This window comes from Paenibacillus sp. LT-B23, assembly GCF_059417685.1.
Window position 1 is genome coordinate 217,391 of the sequence record NZ_JBSQBM010000001.1, and the last position, 20,032, is coordinate 237,422.

The 20,032-nt window shown below is 47.8% G+C and carries 19 protein-coding genes; 15 read left to right on the top strand and 4 right to left on the bottom strand.

The features are described from left to right. Nucleotides 1-181 precede the first annotated feature (181 nt). The 11 genes from araA to ACWXW9_RS01075 all read left to right on the top strand — a co-directional run bounded on the left by araA (nt 182) and on the right by ACWXW9_RS01075 (nt 12,887). The gene (araA, locus tag ACWXW9_RS01025) at nt 182-1,663 is read left to right on the top strand and encodes an L-arabinose isomerase (protein WP_431088388.1); all 1,482 of its coding nucleotides are present in this window, start codon (nt 182-184) and stop codon (nt 1,661-1,663) included. A 206-nt stretch (nt 1,664-1,869) separates the two neighbouring features. Continuing rightward, on the top strand, nt 1,870-2,328 hold the full coding sequence (locus ACWXW9_RS01030) for a flavodoxin (protein WP_043922447.1): 459 nt from the start codon (nt 1,870-1,872) through the stop codon (nt 2,326-2,328). A gap of 20 nt (nt 2,329-2,348) precedes the next feature. Then, on the top strand, nt 2,349-3,167 hold the full coding sequence (locus ACWXW9_RS01035) for a hypothetical protein (protein WP_494927894.1): 819 nt from the start codon (nt 2,349-2,351) through the stop codon (nt 3,165-3,167). Nucleotides 3,168-3,530: 363 nt separating this feature from the next. Next, complete coding sequence (locus tag ACWXW9_RS01040) at nt 3,531-4,184, top strand: HlyD family efflux transporter periplasmic adaptor subunit (protein WP_431088391.1); 654 nt, start codon at nt 3,531-3,533, stop codon at nt 4,182-4,184. Between the two features lie 15 nt (nt 4,185-4,199). Then, a complete protein-coding gene (locus tag ACWXW9_RS01045; protein WP_494927895.1) occupies nt 4,200-5,720 on the top strand; it encodes a DHA2 family efflux MFS transporter permease subunit in 1,521 nt (506 codons plus the stop codon). A 65-nt stretch (nt 5,721-5,785) separates the two neighbouring features. Next, a complete protein-coding gene (locus ACWXW9_RS01050) occupies nt 5,786-7,252 on the top strand; it encodes an efflux RND transporter periplasmic adaptor subunit (protein WP_494927896.1) in 1,467 nt (488 codons plus the stop codon). A 247-nt stretch (nt 7,253-7,499) separates the two neighbouring features. Then, a complete protein-coding gene (locus ACWXW9_RS01055; protein WP_494927897.1) occupies nt 7,500-8,342 on the top strand; it encodes an STM4015 family protein in 843 nt (280 codons plus the stop codon). 59 nt (nt 8,343-8,401) lie between these two features. Beyond that, nucleotides 8,402-9,739 (top strand): STM4014 family protein, encoded by a 1,338-nt coding sequence (locus tag ACWXW9_RS01060; protein WP_494927898.1) that lies wholly within the window; start codon nt 8,402-8,404, stop codon nt 9,737-9,739. After that, on the top strand, nt 9,736-10,518 hold the full coding sequence (locus tag ACWXW9_RS01065) for an STM4013/SEN3800 family hydrolase (protein ID WP_134914720.1): 783 nt from the start codon (nt 9,736-9,738) through the stop codon (nt 10,516-10,518). Before ACWXW9_RS01060 ends, ACWXW9_RS01065 begins: the two co-directional genes overlap by 4 nt. A 69-nt stretch (nt 10,519-10,587) precedes the next feature. After that, the gene (locus ACWXW9_RS01070; protein ID WP_494927899.1) at nt 10,588-12,012 is read left to right on the top strand and encodes an STM4012 family radical SAM protein; all 1,425 of its coding nucleotides are present in this window, start codon (nt 10,588-10,590) and stop codon (nt 12,010-12,012) included. Further along, entirely contained in the window at nt 12,009-12,887 is an 879-nt protein-coding gene (locus tag ACWXW9_RS01075) for an STM4011 family radical SAM protein (protein ID WP_494927900.1), read from the top strand. The genes ACWXW9_RS01070 and ACWXW9_RS01075 overlap by 4 nt, the downstream gene beginning before the upstream one ends. Before the next feature lie 106 nt (nt 12,888-12,993). Here ACWXW9_RS01075 and ACWXW9_RS01080 read toward each other — a convergent pair whose 3' ends face one another. The 4 genes from ACWXW9_RS01080 to ACWXW9_RS01095 all read right to left on the bottom strand — a co-directional run bounded on the left by ACWXW9_RS01080 (nt 12,994) and on the right by ACWXW9_RS01095 (nt 15,266). After that, nucleotides 12,994-13,272: a YxcD family protein gene (locus tag ACWXW9_RS01080; RefSeq protein WP_134914723.1), complete on the bottom strand. Its 279-nt coding sequence runs from the start codon at nt 13,270-13,272 to the stop codon at nt 12,994-12,996. 3 nt (nt 13,273-13,275) lie between these two features. Continuing rightward, a complete protein-coding gene (locus tag ACWXW9_RS01085; RefSeq protein ID WP_044647776.1) occupies nt 13,276-13,731 on the bottom strand; it encodes a hypothetical protein in 456 nt (151 codons plus the stop codon). 156 nt (nt 13,732-13,887) lie between these two features. Beyond that, complete coding sequence (locus tag ACWXW9_RS01090; RefSeq protein WP_044647777.1) at nt 13,888-14,454, bottom strand: PadR family transcriptional regulator; 567 nt, start codon at nt 14,452-14,454, stop codon at nt 13,888-13,890. 251 nt (nt 14,455-14,705) lie between these two features. Next, entirely contained in the window at nt 14,706-15,266 is a 561-nt protein-coding gene (locus ACWXW9_RS01095; protein WP_494927901.1) for a beta-class carbonic anhydrase, read from the bottom strand. A 257-nt stretch (nt 15,267-15,523) separates the two neighbouring features. On the opposite strand from ACWXW9_RS01095, the gene ACWXW9_RS01100 reads away from it, so the two are divergent. From ACWXW9_RS01100 to ACWXW9_RS01115, 4 genes are all read left to right on the top strand, one after another. Beyond that, nucleotides 15,524-17,041 (top strand): carboxypeptidase M32, encoded by a 1,518-nt coding sequence (locus ACWXW9_RS01100; RefSeq protein ID WP_494927902.1) that lies wholly within the window; start codon nt 15,524-15,526, stop codon nt 17,039-17,041. A gap of 145 nt (nt 17,042-17,186) precedes the next feature. Beyond that, on the top strand, nt 17,187-18,275 hold the full coding sequence (locus tag ACWXW9_RS01105; RefSeq protein WP_494927903.1) for an ABC transporter substrate-binding protein: 1,089 nt from the start codon (nt 17,187-17,189) through the stop codon (nt 18,273-18,275). Beyond that, on the top strand, nt 18,272-19,084 hold the full coding sequence (locus ACWXW9_RS01110) for an ABC transporter ATP-binding protein (RefSeq protein WP_494927904.1): 813 nt from the start codon (nt 18,272-18,274) through the stop codon (nt 19,082-19,084). Before ACWXW9_RS01105 ends, ACWXW9_RS01110 begins: the two co-directional genes overlap by 4 nt. Before the next feature lie 8 nt (nt 19,085-19,092). Continuing rightward, on the top strand, nt 19,093-19,926 hold the full coding sequence (locus ACWXW9_RS01115; RefSeq protein WP_494927905.1) for an ABC transporter permease: 834 nt from the start codon (nt 19,093-19,095) through the stop codon (nt 19,924-19,926). Nucleotides 19,927-20,032: the final 106 nt, after the last annotated feature.

Here is a 20,032-nt window from a genome sequence, read left to right on the forward strand (position 1 = left end):
TGCCGAATACACTTGTAATTAGAGCGCTTCCATATTAAAATGAAATCAATCCCACTTGTACGTACAACTAATCATTTTTCATCATAATTATGAGAAATAGATTGGATTGTACGTACATAATAGTTTATCTGTTAACACAGCTACAATTATACTTATTTCCTGACAGGAGGAATTTTTAATTATGAAACCGTTTAAATTTTGGTTTGCTACAGGAAGTCAGCATTTGTATGGCCCCGAGACGCTCGATCAGGTACAAGAGCATTCTCGTCAAATTGTAGAGGGATTGAACCGAAGTGGTCATTTACCATTTGAAGTGGTATTAAAGCCGGTTCTGACGAATTCTGACGCGATTCGCCGTCTTATTATTGATGCGAACGGGGATGACCTGTGCGCAGGGATTATTACCTGGATGCATACATTTTCTCCAGCGAAAATGTGGATTGCTGGCTTGACGCGTTTGGCAAAGCCTTTGCTGCACCTGCATACTCAATTTAACCGTGATATCCCTTGGGATAGTATTGATATGGACTTTATGAACCTGAACCAATCCGCGCATGGTGACCGTGAATTTGGCTTTATCGGTGCCCGTTTGGGTGTAACTCGTAAAGTTGTTGTCGGCTATTGGGAGGAAGAAGGCGTTCAGAAACGCATCGGCGGCTGGATGTCCACGGCTGCTGCTTATAGCGAAAGCCAAAATCTCAAAGTAGCCCGCTTTGGTGACAATATGCGTGAAGTAGCTGTTACTGACGGTAACAAAGTATCTGCTCAGGCCCAGTTGGGCTGGTCGATCAACGGCTATGGTGTCGGTGATCTGGTTGAGGTCGTTAATAACGTGTCAGAAGGGGATATCAACTCTCTGTTCGAGGAATACCATGACCTGTATGAGCTGTCCGCAGAAGCCAAACAGCCGGGTGCAGTACGTGATTCTATTTTGGAGCAGGCTCGTATTGAGCTGGGCTTGAAAAAGTTTTTGCAGGACGGAGAATTTGGAGCCTTTACGACAACGTTTGAAGACCTGCATGGTCTGAAACAATTGCCTGGTTTGGCGGTTCAGCGTTTGATGGCCCAAGGTTACGGATTCGGCGGCGAGGGTGACTGGAAAACGGCAGCGTTAACGCGTCTGATGAAGCTGATGGCCAACAATGTGGATACTTCCTTTATGGAAGATTACACGTATCATTTGGAGCCGGGCAATGAACTGAATTTGGGTTCTCATATGCTGGAGGTCTGTCCGACGATTGCTGTAAACAAACCGCGTATTGATGTTCAACCATTAGGTATTGGCGGCAAAGCCGATCCAGCTCGTCTTATTTTTGAAGGCAAGCCGGGTAAGGCGCTCGTAGCATCCATCATTGAGCTGGGAGGACGTTACCGTCTGATCATTAACCAAATCCAAGCTGTGGAAAATAAAAAGCAAATGCCGAAGCTGCCTGTAGCCAGCGTGTTGTGGAAACCAGAGCCTTCGCTTGAAGTATCTGCAGAAGCATGGATTCATGCGGGTGGAGCACATCATACGGTGTTGTCCTATGCTGTAACCACTGAGCAGTTGCTGGATTATGCAGAGCTGACAGGCATAGAAGCCGTCGTTATTGACAACAACACGAACATCCGTCAGTTCCGTCAGGAGCTGCAATGGAATGAACTGTACTGGCGTAATAAATAATGGAGCAATAAATAACAAGCTTCTTGTTAAAGCAGCTTATTCATAGGTTTTATCAGCGAACAGCCGCATGTTATGCGGCTGTTTTGCGTATGTTTTACCAAGTATAAAACACTTTTTAAAATTAATATTTGACAATGAGAATCATTATCAAATATTATTTGAGTAGTAGGAATGAATGCATTCCATATGCCAAACAAAAGTGAGGGATGAACTTGGGTAAAATCATGATTGCTTATGCCAGTATGACTGGTAATACAGAGGAAATTGCAGAATTGATCGCCGAAGGCGTCCGCCAGGCAGGACATGAGGCGGAGTTGAAGGCTTCGTATGATTGCAGCGCGCAGGAACTGCTCGGTTATGACGGATTCCTGTTGGGTGTATATACATGGGGAGATGGTGAGCTTCCTGATGAATTTTTAGATTTTTACGAGGAACTGGATGAGCTTGATCTATCCGGTAAAAAGACCGCTGTATTTGGCAGCGGAGATACATCCTATACACAATTCTGCGGCGCGGTTGACCTGGTAGAGGAAAAAGTCAAAGAACGCGGCGCAACTGTTATTCAGGAGAGCTTGAAGATCGAATTCAACCCACTGGACGATGAGAAGGAAAATTGCCGGGCTTACGGAAGACAATTTGCACAGGCTGGTATTGGGGTGTCCTGAGAAGAGAGCGAGGGATAGGTATGCGCAATAGCGATAGCTTAAGCGGCTTTCCTCTTCTGCACGACTATCAGCTTGAGGAGATGTGGAGAACTCCGCAGTCTACCCGCCAATCGCAGGGAAAACGCGGGCGTGAAGGCTGGAATTGGAGGCAACGGGTTCAATATGCGGTAGGGCATGCGCTAAATGAATACTTCGGAATGGAAGTAGAGGTGCGGCGGGAAATCCCCGTCCAGTACGTGCTTGAGAAATGGTGGCCCAAACAACCAACCGGCTTCGAATCGTTGTTCCATTACTGGGACGTTAAAAATAAAGTGTCAGGCGAGCTGTCTAAAATTTGTGCGTTAAATAGGGACTTGTCAGTGCCGGTGATGTTGTATGAGCAATTTTGCACGCCGGTCCCTGAGCTTGAGGTCGACGTTTCACTTATTGTGCAGGCTGCCTGGCAACTGTCAGCTGGAGCCGATTCCTTGCTGATTCAGAAATACATCGTGGATTATAATTCCAACGTTATTCATACATTTCAACATTTGACGAATGTTTTTTGTTATTATGCATTTGGCGCTCTTCCGCAGCTTATTGAGGTCTACTGTCTGCTGGAAGGCAAAAAAATCCGCTTTATCCCGGGCTCTGCTTCTTTACAGCAATCTCTGGATTACGTTCGGCTATTGCGGGACTCCAGAGAGGATGTACACGCGACAACAGAACGATGTCGTTGCGGAGCCTGCCTGGGGGAACAACGATCACAGGGCAATAGCAACAGGCTGGATAAGAACAAAAAAGAGCAGCAGGAGGCCAAAAACCGTAAAGAACGGTCAGGGGGACCTTTGCTTTTCTCTTAGTTTATTTTTTTGAAACCCTTTAAATGTAAGTAACACCTTTTCGTTGAAAGAGCCTTGTTTCCCAAGGCTCTTTTTTATGAAAATTTTTTTTGAAAAACTGAAAATTTATATTGCCTGAATAGATAAATGTAACTATAATATTTCAATGTACGATATTTATATGAAAATATTTAAATATAAAAGGAGACGGTGTGTGAGCATAGACAAGGATTGCCTATGTACATAGATAATGTTCTTTCTTTTTGCATGGTATGCTGCCATGTGCTTATTTTACGTTCTCGGTTTGGTTTGATGGCCTAATATTTCAAAATTAAAATATTAGCGTTGAATAATAAAATTTTTTGGACAACAGGGGTGGAAGAAGTGAGTAAGAAAACCGTACTGCCAATCCTCATCGTACTGCTCGTTCTGAGCGGTGGAGCCATTGGCTACTATTATTGGTATCAGGCAACACACTTTGTTAAGAGTGACGATGCGCGCATTCAAGCGGATCAGTATAAGGTAATGCCGCAAATTTCCGGAGAGATTACACACATTGATGTAGAGGAAGGCGATGTCCTTCAGCGTAATGAACCGATTGCCGAGCAGGATGTATCGGGGTTGGATTCCAGCATGATCAGCAAGTCCGTACTGCGTGCGCCGATCAACGGTACCGTCATTAAGATTTATTCGAAGGAGCATGAAATCGGTTCTCCGGGCAGTGCTGTTGCGACCATGGTTGATATGAACAGCCTGTATGTCTCTACGAATATTGAAGAAACCGATATTGACCGTATTAAACCGGGACAGCTTGTTGACATTACGCTTGATGCAGCAGGTGACAAGACGATTCAGGGCAAAGTGCGTAAAGTGGGCGAAGCCTCAAATGCGGTGTTCTCGCTCATTCCTGCGGTAAACACAAGCGGTAACTTTAACAAGGTGACCCAGCGTGTGCCTGTAGAAATTGCTGTTAACAAGCCGAAGGATATGAAGCTCATTCCAGGAACGAACGTGGAAGTTAAAATTCATACACCTTAAAAAGGAGGGGTCCATGTGGCTGCCAATGAAACTGCTGCTGCTCCTTCGACAGATTCTTCCAAAGAACGCTGGCTTGCTTTTTTTGCCATTGTTTTAGGCGCCTTTGTCGCCATTCTGAACAACAGTCTGATCAATGTCGCCATTCCTCGATTGACGACGGACTTAGGATCAACGACGACACGTATTCAGTGGGTTATTACAGGTTACACGCTTGCATCTGGTGTAATCGTCCCGATTACCGGATATATGGAGCAGCGCATCGGATACAAAAAGTTTTTAATACTTGCGCTCAGCGTGTTCTCGCTGGGAACGGGAATATGTATTTTTGCATGGAGTGATTCTTCCCTGATCGCAGCACGGGTGCTGGCTGGTCTGGGAGGCGGTGTCATTATGCCGCTGAGTATGACGATTATTTACAAAATCATGCCGCGTGAACAAATCGGTATGTCCCTTGGGATATGGGGAATCGCCGCAATGGCTGCGCCAGCTGTAGGACCTACGCTGAGCGGATACTTGATTGAATGGTTTAACTGGCGTTTCTTGTTTATTGTCAGTCTGCCCGTAGCTTTATTTGCAATTTTAATGGTCATTCTCCTAATCAAAGAGCCGCCTAAAGCAACACCGAAGCCGTTTGATTTGCCGGGCTTTTTGCTGGCCGCGACTTGCGCAGGAACACTCTTGTACGCACTGACCAACGGTCAGCATGATGGTTGGACTTCTTTTAAAATCGTATCTCTGCTGTTCGTCGCCTTCTGGGCACTTGTCTTTCTCATTTTTGTAGAAAGCGGCAAAGATAATGCTGTAATTGAAATTTCATTATTCAAGAATTCAAGATTTACGATTAGTGTTATTGCTTCTAGTCTTGTCATGATGGGGATGTACGGAGGAACGTTCTTAACACCGTTGTTTTTGCAAAATATTCAGCGTGTGTCGCCGATTGATACGGGTATTATCCTCATTCCACAGGCAATTGCTATGGCGGCTATGATGCCTATTGCCGGGCGGATGTTTGATAAGTTCGGTATTGTGCCTCTGGGACTTGTCGGTCTGACACTAACCAGCTTTATGACGTATCATCTTCATCAGCTTACGCCAGATACTTCTCATGCTTGGTTGGAAATCGTAATGTCATTACGTGGGCTGGGAATCGGTATTTGTATGATGCCATTGTCCACGGTCGGCATGAACGCTGTTCATCCGAGCAAGGTAGGCAATGCATCTACTGCATCTAATCTGGTACGTACTGTTGCTTCATCTATGGCTATTGCGGTGCTGACCTCAATCATGCAAAGCCGTTCGGCAGCTCATGCCCAACAAATTTCGGAGACTATTACACCGGACGCGGCTCATACACTGCAAGCGTCGTTGGGCAGCTCATGGATGTCATCCATAAGTAGCTTAATCACACTGGATGCCACATCAAGAGGAATTGGGGATACATTCCTCATTTCATCCATACCGCTGTTTTGCACGATTCCACTAATCTTTTTGTTTATTCAGAGGAAGAAAGCAAAGACACAGCCGGAAGCTTTATAAAGAACTACAAAATATCGACTGGATGGCTTACATTATTTCCACGGACAGAAAGAAAGGAAATTATCATGAAAATATTGAGAGTAGAAAGTACATTAGCAGCCTTAGTGCTCGGCGGCGCAGTGCTGGCAGGCTGCTCCAGTAATAGCGGAGCGGCGCAGGATATGGTCGTTCCTGTCAAGATCAGCCAAGCGCAGCAGGGTATCATTGGGCAAGGGAACATTTATACAGGAACGGTAACACCTTCGGAGACGGTGAATATCGTTCCAAAAGTGGGCGGTAAAGTAGCTGAACTACCTGTGGATATTGGCTCAGAGGTCAAAAAAGGTCAAGTGCTGTTCAAGCTTGATGACAAGGATATGCGGAATAATGTAGCGAAAGCCCGCGCCGCAGCAGCTGCGGCAGCAGCAGGAGTGAGTTCTGCTCAGGCATCCCATGAATCGACGATGGTTCAAGCCAACTCGGGCGTAGTACAATCCAAAAGCGGCGTGATTCAGTCCCAAAGCGCAATCAATCAGGCGCAGGGAGCCATTAATCAGGCTACTACAGCTGTAGAACAGGCGACACACGGCGTTTCCTCGGCGGCCAATACAGTGAAGCAAACGCAGCAAGCGCTGGCGGATGCTCAGAAAAATGTAACGCGTACTCAAAGCCTGTTTGATGCGGGTGCGAGTACTCAAGCACAATTGGAACAAGCAAAAACAGCCGTTGTGAACGCTGAAGCGGCATACAACAATGCGCAAAACGCACAGGCTAATGCCCAGGACCAACTGGTAGCTGCTCAGAAGGCGCTCACTACGGCCCGTAACAGCTACGATTCAGCAAAAAACAGCTACAGTAATGCTAACAGCGGCTACAGCAATGCACAAAATCAACTGAAGGTATCTCAAAATACAGCGGTTATCGAGTCCAGCCAACAGTCTCTCAATCAGGCTCAGCTAAATGTGAGCATCGCTCAGGACGCACTCGACGATACAGTGATTACATCACCGATTAATGGTATTGTAGGTGCGAAAAATGCAGAAGTGGGCGAAATGGTATCCGCACAGGCGCCTGCGCTGGTCATTGCCAACCTGAGTACAGTTAATACACTGATCTATGTACCGGCTGAGCAAATCAACAATGTAAAAACAGGCGACAAGGTACAGGTACGTGTAGCAGCTTCCAATATTGTGACAACAGGTACCGTTAAAAATGTAAGCCCGTTGGACGCAAGTGGAAAAGGATATCCTGTGAAAATATCGGTGGCTAATCCGGACGTGAAACTGAAATCCGGTATGCTGGCTGATATCAGCTTTGTCGCTGCAAATGCGCAAGAAGGTATTGTCGTTCCTACCGCAGCGATTCAAAAGGATCAAGGTAAACAATATGTATACGTTGTGAATGGTGACCATGCGAAACGCAAGGAAGTGAAGACGGTTCAGACGACAGGCTCACAAACACTGGTTACCAGTGGCTTGAGCAACGAAGAGAATGTAATCGTGAATAATCTGGCGTTGCTGTCTGATAACTCACCGATCACCATTAGCCAATAATTCGGCTTCAAAATCTCTTGCATTATATAGTAGAGATTTATTAGGGAGTTTAAGCGCAGGGCAGACCGGAGCAGTTTACCGGGCTGCCTTGTTTAATTTCATCGCTTACATTTTACATAGGATTGATGTCGTCAGGGGTCTATTTTTGACGAACATTGGTATGATAGGATAGACTAAACTGGAAATAGATAGTTTACGAGATAGGGATTTATTACATTTTCAGATCAGTGATCGGAGGTATTACGAGATGGAAGTAAAGCTGGTTGTGGATTATGAAGCTTATGAGAATGGTCAAACGATGGCTAAGTCTATTGAAGAACAGGCAGGTAAGCCAGAGAGCGCGGAAATTACAGATTTGATTATTGGAGACTGGGGCGGAGCCTATGAACAATCACCGGAGGATTTTATTCCGGTACTGGTAAAGCACAAAGATCAATTTCCGAAGTTGCGTAAGCTGTTTATCGGGGATATGGAATATGATGAGTGTGAGGTTTCGTGGATTAACCAGACGAATCTGTCTCCGCTGTTGGAGGCGTTTCCAGCTTTGGAATCCTTTTATGTCAAAGGAAGTCAGGACCTGAGCCTGGAGCCGTTACGGCATAAAAACCTTCAGGAATTGGTTATTATTTGCGGAGGTTTACCTGCGAGTGTCCTTCAGGAAATTCGTAATGCCGAGCTGCCTGAGCTGCGCAAGCTGGAGTTGTATTTGGGCGTGGATCAATACGGTTTTGACGGTGATATGAAGGATGTATTACCGTTTCTGAATGACAATCTTTTTCCAAAGCTGACCTATTTGGGGCTGAAGGATAGTGAAATACAGGATGAAATCGCGATTGCTGCGGCAAACGCACCTGTGATTGGACAACTGGAGGTACTGGATCTGTCTCAAGGCACGTTGTCCGATAAAGGGGCTGAGGCACTGCTCGCTAGTGAAAGTATCAAAGGGCTGAAGCATCTGGATTTAAGCTATCATTATATGTCGGATGAAATGGTAAAACGTTGGAAAAACTCCGGACTGTCTGTGAATGTAGAAGATCAGCAGCAAGCGGACGAGGAAGATGATTGGCGTTATCCATCGTTGACCGAGTAATTCATAAAAAGGATTCTTTACGATCGAAGCTTATTCAAAAATTAAAGTGAGGCGGCTTTATGGTTGGGATATCAGACAGCAATATCAGCGAGCCGTTTATTTTGTTCGGCAATCCGGGGAATCGGCGGACCACAGGACTACAGGAGGCGCGAAGCAGATTGAAGCTGACGCCCGCTGTTGAGATTTCCTATAAAAATGTGCTGGAAGCCATCCGGGAGAAGCAAAGTCTGGGGGAGTTGTTGGCCCGAATAGCTGCACAGGCTGCGCCAGACAGCGTAAATGCTAGTGTTTATGTGCAAGAGAGCATTCGCCAGTTACAGACGGGAAGGGCGGACATTAGTCCGCTGCTTCGTCTGGATGCACCGGGTGAAAGCTTTGAGGTAGAGCGTGAATTGATCGCTTTGGGTGCCTCGGATGCAGAAGGAGACGATTCTTTGTTTCTGTGTGCAGAATCAGCACATGGCACAAGTATATCTTCGGCAGAAGCGCGAGCCCTGCTGGAGCAGCACGGTCGTATTTGGCACCCGGCACAATGGTTCCGGGGCTATTGCCGTCTGCTGGCGTGGTTGCGGTATGAAGCGGCCCTGCTATGGCCCTCCTCGCGCTGGATGAATGACCCGGCGGAAGTGGCTGTGATGTTCGACAAACGGCGTTGCAGCATCGTATTGGACAAGGCGGGTATAAGGATACCACCTGTGCTTGTATCATCAGATGGTGCCTTTCGTGATGTTGCTGATCTGCACGCGGCGATGAAGGAGAGCGGGATTCACCGCCTGTTTGTGAAAATATTTTGCGGGTCCGGTGCTTCCGGTGTAATAGCCTATCAGGTGCATCCGCGGACACGGGCAGAGCTGGCAGTAACCACCATTGGAACGGAAATCGCACACGGACAGCGTGTGTATTACAATGCGGGACGCTTGCGCCGTTATACGGACAAGCAGGATATTCATGCTATCCTGGGCTGGCTATGCTCGGAAGGGGTGCATGTGGAACGCTGGATACCTAAAGCGAGTCTGAACGGATGTGTTTACGATGTACGCCAGCTTGTTTGCGGATCAGAGGCTTGTCATGCCGTTTTACGTTTAAGCCGAAGCCCAATTACGAATCTGCATTTGCGTAATGAACGGCTGTTGCTGGAGGACGCCGGGTTGCCTCAGGATACGGTAGAATCGGTTCGGCAAACTGCGGAAGCCGCGATGAGCGCTTTTCCGGCCTCTATGGTTGCCGGGCTGGATGTGCTGGTTCCTGCGCATGGTGGTCGTCCCTACGTGCTGGATGTAAATCCTTTCGGCGATCTGTTATACCGGGTGAAACATCAGGGGTGGAATCCATATGAATGGGAAATGCTGAATCTCGCCAATGGGACTGCAACTTTGGAAAGGAATGGCTTATTATGACCGATATGAACCAGATTGTCGGTTCTCATGATATTGTCATGATTACGCTTGACACGCTGCGTTACGATGTAGCCAAGCTGGAGGAAGAAAACTGTCCGAACCTGTGTGGCTCCGGGCCGTGGGAAAAACGCCATACGCCGGGCAGCTTTACCTATGCTGCACATCATGCGTTTTTTGGCGGATTCTTGCCTACACCGGCTAATACGGATAAGGCATCTCACATACGGCTGTTTCATACTAAAGATACGGGACTGCGTACGCATCCGCATACGTGGCTGTTTGATGCACCGGATATTGTATCCGGACTGGCGGGTGAGGGCTACCGGACTATTTGCATCGGCGGTGTTATTTTTTTTACGAAAAAAAACAAGCTTGCCAAGGTGCTGCCGGGGTATTTTCAGGAAAGCTACTGGCGTATGACCTTCGGCGTTACGAATCACCGTTCAACCGAGCATCAGGTGAATCATGCCCTAAAGCTGCTGGAGAAGGCAGACCCGGCGCAGCGGCTGTTTTTGTTCCTGAATGTGTCAGCTATTCATGGCCCTAATCACTATTTTTTGGAGGGCTCAGCCAAGGATTCGGTAGAGTCCCAACGCGCAGCCTTGCGTTATGTGGATGGGCAGCTTGGACGTTTGTTCGACGCATTACGAGAACGGGGAAAGACGTTTTGCATGGCCTTTTCCGATCATGGTACGGCTTATGGGGAAGACGGCTACGAAGGGCATCGTCTGGCGCATGAGGTAGTATGGAATGTACCTTATCGCGAATTTGTATTGTAGGGAAAAAGAAATGATAGACTGCACTGGTAAAATGTAAAGAAATCAATCCAGCGCGAGGAGGGAGCAGAAATGAAAGCCATGAATCTGAATCAATCGCTTCTAACGGGAGCAGGAGCCAATACCCCTGCGGGGCTGGACACAAACTCGACATCAAGGTCTTTATGGCCTGAGAACCCTGTTGAATGGGCACGCACGATCCGTGAAGCTCCCTACCGCTCCTATTTGTACTCTTACCCGCATAAAACGGCCTATCGGTCGTTTGATACACCGCTCTCACTGCAAGAATTGTGGGAGAAGGAGGAGCTGGAGAGCTATTTTTTGTATATGCATATTCCGTTTTGCGCGGCTCGTTGTGGGTTTTGTAATCTGTTCACTTTGCCGGACAAGCGGCTGGATGTGCATAAGGAGTATGTGGATGCGCTTGAAAGACAAGCTAGGCAATGGGCACTAATTATGGGAGGTCGGCCTTTTTCACGCTTTGCGATCGGCGGCGGTACGCCAAGCTTGCTGGAGGCTCCTTTGGTTGAACGATTGTTTGAAATTGCGGAGAATATAATGGGCTTAGACCCGGAACATGCTTCCATTTCGGTGGAAACGTCACCGGATACGGTAACCGAAGATCGGCTGGAGGTGCTCAAGCGCCGCCGAACGGACCGTGTCAGCATGGGAATCCAGAGCTTTGTGGAGTCGGAGAGTGCGGCCATATACCGCCCTCAGAAGCCCAAGCTGGTACGCGAAGCGCTTGCGCGGCTGGTAGAGTACGATTTTCCGCTGTTGAACGTGGATTTGATCTATGGTCTCCCTGGTCAAACGGCAGAAACCTGGCTGTATTCTCTGGAAGAGGCGTTATCATATGAACCGGGTGAAATTTTTATTTATCCATTATACATTCGGGAAAATACGATTTTAAAGCCGGGCTATACCGGGCTGGAGCATGATATTCGTCTGAGCTTGTACGAAGTAGCACGTGAAAGACTCCAACAGGCGGGATATGTGCAGTACTCCATGCGCCGTTTTGCCAAAAATGAGGGTGCACCCGGCAAGGAGCTGCTGCCATATAGCTGTCAGGAGGAAGGCATGGCCGGTCTGGGCTGCGGTGCGCGTTCTTATACGCGTAATGTCCATTATGCTAGTCGATACGGTGTTAGTGCAGCGGCAACGCGTGGCATTATTGCTGATTATGTCGCGGCCGAGCGTCATGATCTGGCTGACTACGGCTTTATTTTAAATGTGGAGGAGAGCAAGCGGCGCTTTATTCTTAAGGCGCTTCTCCATCGGGAAGGTCTGGAGCTAGCTGCTTATGCGGCGCGCTTCGATGCGTCTCTGGCGGACGATTTTGCAGGAATGTCCTTGCTATTGCAATCTGGTATGGCGATGGTTGTGGATGGCACACTGCGACTGACCGAGGAAGGAATGGCTTATTCCGATGCGATTGGCGATTGGATGATCTCCACGGCAGTACGGGAGCGCATGGAAGGCTACGTAGGCACATGAGAGCAACCCTGTATTATCGTGGCTCGTTGACTTCTTGTAACTATGCTTGCCCTTACTGCCCGTTCAGCAAAAACGTGGATAGTCGTGAAACATTGGACAAGGATCGGGCGCAACTGGAGCGTTTTGCCGATTGGGTACGGGAGCAGGGAACTTTGGGGCATCGACTATCCGTATTCTTTAATCCGTATGGAGAAGCTCTCATTCATTCCTGGTACCGTAAGACCATGATTGAGTTTTCCCATATGGCGCATGTGGATAAAGTGGCTGTACAGACGAATCTGTCTACTAAGCTGGATTGGGCCAGGGAACTGAATCCGAAGACGGCTGCGCTGTGGGCGACGTATCATCCGGGAGAGACGAAGGAGCAGGCTTTTATATCTCAAGGTATGAAGCTATATGAACTTGGTATTTCCTATAGTGTCGGTACCGTCGGGTTAAGACAGGCATTCCCAGCTATTCGTTCCTTGCGATCACAGCTTCCGAAGGATGTTTATTTGTGGGTCAACGCTTACAAGGATCGACCACATTATTATACCGATGCCGAGATTGCTGAATTAACTTCTATAGATCCCTATTTCCAATGGAATTTGCAGGATTATAGTAGTCAGGGCCTGGCGTGTCGCGCTGGAGAGGATGTATTTTACGTACAGGGTGATGGGCGTGTAAAACATTGCTACCAGGATCGGCGAGTGCTGGGTCACTTGTACAGAGATGGCCTTGAAGGACTAAGTGCCAAGCGTCCGTGCCGGATGAAGGAATGCGGCTGTTATATTGGGTACATTCATATGGAGGAGCAGCCATTTCGGGAAATGTACGGCAGTGGTCTGCTCGAAAGGGCGCCCCAGGTTCCGGTATTCTCAGTTCCACACATTTAGCTATGTCCTATAGAACGCAAAAAAAAGAACCGACCCTTGCATCAAGCGAAGGTCGGTTCTTCCGTTTCACTGCATATTCTGTTAGATGTCCCTATGCGTTATTCCATCAAGTCTGGACAATGGCAGTGATTTCTTCGTCCAGATCCAGTCTGACTTGCTCGCGATAGGCACGGATATTGTACTCGGAATGCAGGTATCTCAGGATAGCCTCGATCATGTTGGCTTCCACCAGATACTGGCTGCGACCCTGTACATGGACTTCTGCCGAGTATCCTGTATCCTCTTCCCAGCTTAATTCTACTGTCACATCAGTGGGCTGGACGCCTTTGCGTTCAGCCATATGCAGACAGATGGCGTTGACAATTTCATCCATACTTAAAATCATAGCTTAGTAACGTCCTCCACGGGAATCATCAGGTCTGCGACGATTTTTAATGGCACGGTAGATACCTACTCCGACCATGATCAGGACGTATATAGCGAGAACGTTGACCGCAAGGCCAAGCAAGCTTCCCAGTGCGCCCATGTTGCCAAACAATCCGCCGAAGAGCATACCTGCCAAACCACCCAGCATCATTCCTTTCAGGAATCCGCCGCCACCGCCAAGGAATCCACCCGTTCTGCTTGTATTACCCGCAGTTGCACTGGATTTGGTGCCGCTATCGGACTTATTGACACCGTTGCTGTTTGTGGCCTTGCTCGGTGTAGATTGGTACGTTTTTTGCCCGGATTTAAATCCGCCGCCTCGCCTCGCGTCGGCTGTAGATGGTGCGACCATAACAATCAGCAGGGTAAAAGCCATCATCAGCATCATCATATTTTTCAAAGTAAATGTTTTTTTCATGTAAATATAATCCCCCTTGGTATGTTGGTTTGATATAGGTCAAACAGCCACTTACCAGTAATACGAAACGGATAGAAAAGGGTTTCAAAAAAATTAAAAAATTCAAATTTTATTGATATATAAAGCCTATGCATGATTGGACTAAAGCATTCAGTCTTATGGTTTAAGTGAAAATGGATTAGTGTCCGCTCTTACATCTCCGGCAAGCAACATACGCAGTACCATTTGGCACCACTCCAGACCCGCTTTGGCATTCATAAGCCCTTTTTGCACGAGAATGTAATCGCCGAAGTTTTTGCTACCAAAATGCAGATCTTCGTCGGGAATGTCGTTCAGAATATCCTCAAGGTGCCGTATTCGCTGAATAAAATGACGCTTGCGTTCCTCCAGCATACGGTTGGCACTGCTTTTGTCCGTCAGCCAGAGACAGAACAGCCGAAGGCTTAATTCGTCCCGTGTGACCGGAGCGGCCAGTGATTCCTGGGACCATTGCTGAAGCATATGAATTCCCTTGTCTGTAATGGTATACATTTTTTTATCAGGTTTGTCGGACTGCTGAATCCAGCGGGAAGCAAGCAATTCCTTGCTTTCCATACGCGCTAGCAGTGGATAGATCTGACTGTGCTTGGCCTGCCAAAAAGGCTGGATACGCAGCATCAGATCATAGCCGGAGGATTCTTCTCTGGCGAGAAGGCCCAACAGACCATACGATAGTAAATTCATAGATTTTATCTCCTTCATCCATCTTAGTAACGGTTATAGCGGCTCTACGGCAGGTGTTCTGCCGCTTCATGAAAAGTGTACACTGAAACTGTATGGTTTGACAACTTTCAGATAGGCCGTTCACAGGTTAGCCAAAATTAGATCCGGTCAACATACACTCATATGTGCTTATTTTCATAAAAAAGAGGTACCTCCAGGTCGTATATTACGACCTAAAGATACCCTTTTTAACGTTAATTATGGGATTTTTATTACTTATTTCCATCAACAACCAGCGTTAACTCCCCGGTGTCCGGATGGATGACCATACCGTGAACAGGCGCATTAGGCGGGAGCAAGGGGTGATTCTTAATAAGCTTTACGGTACTTCTAACCCCTTCCTCAATGTTGTCAAAACCTTTCAGCCATTTGTTTAGTTTAATCCCTGAATTTTCCAGAGTGCTTAGTACCTCTTGTGAAATCCCGCGCTCCAGCATTTCATTGACCATGTGGTCGGCATTCAGCGCGGCCATACCGCATTCGTAATGGCCTATGACGAGCACTTCATCCGCTTCCAGCTCATACAGGGCAACGAGCACACTACGCATAACGCTTCCAAAAGGCTGGGAGATAATCGCACCCGCATTTTTAATAATTTTGACATCGCCGTTGCGCAGATTCATGGCTTTGGGCAGCAGTTCAGTCAGACGCGTATCCATACAGGTAATGATGACCATCCTTTTATTGGGGAACTTGCCTGTACGATAGGCTTCGTATTCTTTGTTTTCCACGAAAACGCGGTTGTATTCCAAAATCTCTTTGATGTGATCCACGATTGTTCCCTCCGTATGCTATTTAATGTTGAACTATTTTTTTGCAGCAGACCAGCATGGAAAAAGCCTAATCCAGGTTTTAGCAGGCCAGAAATCAGGCTTTACCCCTTGACAAATATGTACTATCTGACGGTTTTTTAAAGCCTTCAGGAGCTGGTCGCAAATGTTGTGTGTTGATTATACTTTTTAATATAAGTATCATCAAGTATAAGAAGTATAAAGTTTTATCCATTTTAGATAAAGAGGTGACCTCGATTATGGCGCAACAGACGTTGGACCAATTGGCAGCTTTAAAAGAACTAGCACACAAAATCAAAAGTTATGGCGAGGCCGTGGGCTTGATGCACTGGGACTTACGAACAGGTGCTCCGCGCAAGGGCGTTGATATTCGTTCGGAAACGTTGGGTATGTTGTCCACTGAGATGTTCAAGCTGATTATTTCGGATGAAATGGGACAATTGCTGCAATTTTTTACCGCAGAATACAAACTGGAGCAATTGGAGGACAATGATCGCAGATTGGTGGAGGAATGCCGCAAAAATTATGAGCTGAACCGTTCCGTTCCGGCTGACCGTTACCGGGAATACAGCGTACTCGCTGCTCAGGCTGAGAGCAAGTGGGAGGATGCGAAGGAACACAGCGATTTTGCCGGGTTCGAGCCTTATTTGTCTAAAATCGTAGAGATGAAACGTGAGTTTATCGGTTATTGGGGAGTCAAGGATACGGAATACGACACGCTTTTGGATCAATATGAGCCGGGGATGACGGTTGAAAAGCTGGATGCTGTGTTTGATCGTCTCAAAAAGCGTCTTGTGCCGCTGTTGTCTAAAATTCAGGCTTCACCCAATCAGCCGGATAAGAGCTTTCTGGACGGTGTGTTTGATGTGAAGCAGCAAGAGAAGTTCGGCCTGTTCATTTTGAAACAGATGGGTTATGACTTCGACGCAGGTCGTTTGGATGAGAGCGTGCATCCTTTTGCGACAGGATTAAATCCGGGCGATGTGCGCATAACCACACATTATTTGCAAGATGATGTGACTAGCGCGATTTTCAGCTCATTGCATGAAGGCGGTCATGCGCTGTATGAGCAAAATATTGCGCCTGAACTGGCAGGATCGCTGCTTTCTGAAGGAACCTCCATGGGGATACATGAATCCCAGTCTCGCTTGTGGGAAAATATGATTGGACGCAGCCGTGCTTTTTGGGATCGGTATTATGCTGACCTGCAAAAGCATTTTCCAGACCGTCTTGCGAAGGTTACAGCAGAGCAATTCTACCTGGCCGTTAACCGTGTGGAAAATTCACTGATTCGTATTGAAGCGGATGAGTTGACATATAACTTACATATCATTATCCGCTATGAGATTGAAAAAATGCTGTTTAACGAAAAACTGGATGTGAAGCGCCTTCCAGAAGTATGGAATGCAAAATATAAGGAATATCTGGGACTTCTTCCGCCGAATGACGGGCATGGCGTTCTACAGGATGTTCACTGGTCCGGTGGTGATTTTGGTTATTTTGCCTCTTACTCGCTTGGCAATATGTATGCAGCACAAATTTTGGCGACACTGCGCAAGGAGCTTCCAAATCTGGATGAGCTGATTGCTGCGGGAGAGCTGGAGCCGATCAAGCAATGGCTGACCGAACGGATCTACCGCTATGGCAAGAGCCGGACGCCGTCCGAGCTGATTGTAGCCATTACAGGTGAGGATCTGAACCCGGATTATCTGGCTGATTATCTGGAAGAAAAATACACTTCCATTTACAAGCTGTGATTTACAAGCTATAACATCATCATTTGTGCATCTACCCCGCGTTCCTGGGCGAACGTGGGGTTTTTGTGTGCGATTAACCATTGGGTAGACAGCCGCATAACAATATATGAAGTCTATAATGCAAAAAGGTGGGGAGGGAACAGGGATGAACATCGGCGCTCGTTTCAAAGCTGTGGCGGCTGCGGCACTGCTCGGATTGCTGCTTCTCGGCGGGTGCGCACCCAAAGGGGGGCAGACGATTGAGATAAGACTGGGCGAAGTAGCCCGAACGGTCTTTTATGCGCCACAGTATGTAGCCTTGAGGCAGGGGATGTTTGCTCAGGAGGGACTGGATGTCCAACTGGCGACGATTCCCGGTGGCGACAAGACGATGACGGCGTTGTTGTCCAATCAGGCGGATATCGCGCTTATTGGTGCGGAAACATCTATTTATGTGTACCAGCAAGGGGCAGAGGACCCCATCATTAATTTTGCCCAACTGACGCAGACGGACGGAACCTTTCTGTTTGCCCGGCAAACGCAGGGTAGCTTTGACTGGGAAGAGCTGAAAGGACAAAATTTTCTTGGACAAAGAAAGGGAGGAATGCCACAAATGTCGTTGGAATTTGCGCTGCGCAAACACGGCATTGATCCACACAAGGATTTGAAGCTGATTCAAAATATTGATTTTGCCAATGTTGCCTCTGCTTTCGGTTCCGGTACGGGGGATTATGTGCAGTTATTCGAGCCCCAGGCATCTATTTTCGAAAAAGAAGGTCGGGGACGGGTAGTGGCCTCCATTGGTGTGGAGAGCGGCGAGCTACCCTATACCGTATATATGGCTAAACAAAGCTATCTAAACGAAAATGGTGGGGCCACGCAAAAATTTACAAAGGCTGTATACCGGGCACAACAGTGGATTACTACGCATTCACCAGAGCAAATTGCCGAAGCCATTACGCCTTATTTCAAGGATACAGATATGGCGGTTCTGACCAGTAGTGTCAAGCGTTACAAGGAACAAGGCACCTATGCTGTGAACCCAATAATTGATAAAAAGGAATGGAAAAATTTGCAGGATGTCATGGCTTCGGCGGGTGAATTGAAAAGCCCGGTTGCGCTGGATCAACTGGTGAATCGGAGCTTTGCAGAGAAGGCGATTGCAACAGACTCATCGGGGAACGCTGATCAGCCTACAAAAGCGGGAACAAGTGGAGTCACAGATACAGGTGTAGACGCCGGAGGATCGCCATGATCGAAGAACGGAGTAGTCTCACTTCAGCTGCAACGGTCCCGGTTGTGGAGCTGAAGCAAGTGACGCATGTGTATGTAACGGACCGTGAGGCGTCGTTGGCGGTTGAGAATATAGACTTTGCGGTAGGGGTAGGGGAGTTTATCAGTCTGGTTGGTCCGAGCGGCTGCGGAAAGACGACAATTCTGTCCATGATCGCCGGTCTATTGCGCCCGGCGATGGGTCAGGTGCTGCTGCAAGGCCGACCTGTAAGCGGTCCGAGTACGGAGGTCGGCTACATGTTGCAGCAGGATTATCTGTTTCCGTGGCGTACGATCATGGATAATGCGCTGCTGGGTCTGGAGCTGGGCAACCGGGTAGATGAGGACTCGCGTGAACGAACCCGACTGCTGCTGGAAGGCATGGGGCTGGGAGGAAAGGAGCATCTGCATCCGTCCCAGTTATCCGGGGGGATGCGCCAACGTGTGGCACTGGTACGGACACTGGCGACCAATCCTGGGCTGCTGCTGCTCGATGAGCCGTTCTCCGCGCTGGATTATCAGACCAAGCTCCAACTGGAAGATCTGATTGCCGAAACCTTGCGTGAGCGGGGGAAGACGGCTATTTTGGTCACACATGATTTGGCCGAGGCGATTGCGGTCAGCGACCGGATAATTGTGTTGGGCCGAAATCCGGGCCACATCCAGCGTACCTTTGAAATTCCGGATTCGATCCGGGAAGTTCAGCCTTTTTATGCGCGCGAGCAGCCGGGCTTTAATGAGCTTTTTCATGAAATATGGGGTGAACTGGAGGCTTCGGGAGCAAAGGAGTGAATCAAAGGATGAAGGACGAATCGGACCGGCTTGGACAGCACTGGATTCAAGGGCTGTATCAGGAGTATCGACGCAGAAGGCGTTCGGAGCGGCGGTTGGTAACGGGTGTACAGACAGCTATTTTAGTGTTTTTATTCGTGTTGTGGGAAATTGCGGGTCGGATGAAATGGATTGATGTACTGCTGTTTAGCTATCCAAGCAAAATATTTATCCAAATTGGCAAGGATGCGGTCAGCGGCGAGCTGTGGGGGCATGTCGGTGTCACGGTAGGAGAGACGCTGGCGGGTTTTTTACTCGGGACGCTGCTGGGAACACTGCTGGCTGTGCTGATCTGGTGGTCACCGTTTTTGTCGAAGGTACTGGACCCCTACATGGTCGTCTTTAATAGTATGCCCAAGGTGGCACTGGGACCGATTTTTATCGTCATGTTCGGTGCCGGATTTACCGCTATTCTAATGACGACCCTCTCGATTACGGTCATTATTACGACGTTAGTCGTGTATAACAGCTTTCAGGAAGTGGATTCGAATCTGATCAAAGTTGTTCGTACATTTGGTGGATCGCGGCGCGATACGTTTAGCAAGGTGATTCTGCCTGCATCTTTTCCGGCTATCGTCTCTACACTGAAGGTGAATGTCGGCATGGCCTGGGTTGGCGTGATCGTCGGTGAATTTCTAGTGGCTAAAAACGGGTTGGGCTATTTGATCATCTACGGCTTTCAGGTATTTAATTTTACGCTGGTGATGTCCAGTCTGCTTATCATTGCGGTCGTAGCGACACTGATGTATCAGGCGGTCGTGTATGTCGAGCGTCTGTTGCTGTCTGATCGTCCTCAGCGATAGGAGCCAAGCTTCTATACATTTGTGTAAAACGTGAAAATAAAGTACCATGAAAATGAAAATGATTCAAAATTTACGAAAACAGATTTCATCCAGAGAGGACAGAATT